Source organism: Mycolicibacterium pyrenivorans, assembly GCF_025821625.1.
Lineage (GTDB): Bacteria > Actinomycetota > Actinomycetes > Mycobacteriales > Mycobacteriaceae > Mycobacterium > Mycobacterium pyrenivorans.
The window spans coordinates 1-365 of the sequence record NZ_JACKSH010000207.1 but is presented as its reverse complement, the minus strand read 5'-3'; the positions used below and the strand labels follow the sequence as shown (position 1 = coordinate 365).

Here is a 365-nt window from a genome sequence, read left to right as displayed (position 1 = left end):
AGATGCCGCGGTCCTCGCCTCAGAGGCAGCGAACTTCGACCGCATCTCGGGCGAGCTGACCGGCGTCAAGACTCACGTCGACGCGGTGGCGGGCCAGCTGGCGACGCATATGCACAGCGAGCAAGCGGGTCTGGCAGCGCAGGCCGCCCTGGCACGTTTCGACGAGGCCATGACCCAGCAGCTCAAGGAGCTGGCTGATATCTCCGCCAACATCCAGACCGCCGGCGTGCAGTACACCTCGTCCGACGCCGACGCGGGGTCGTCGCTGGCGAACCAGATGCACATCTAGTCAGACCTCAACCACCACGTACAACGACTTAGAAGCGGAGAAGACAAATGTCAGGTGCACAGAATTGGAATTTCGC

Annotated in this window: 1 protein-coding gene; it reads left to right on the top strand. The window is 62.7% G+C overall.

Annotated elements, in window-relative coordinates:
• Positions 1-289: WXG100 family type VII secretion target (locus H7I57_RS23455; protein ID WP_264026422.1), on the top strand; the 289-nt coding region annotated here is incomplete at its 5' end.
• Between the last annotated feature and the right edge of the window lie 76 nt (positions 290-365).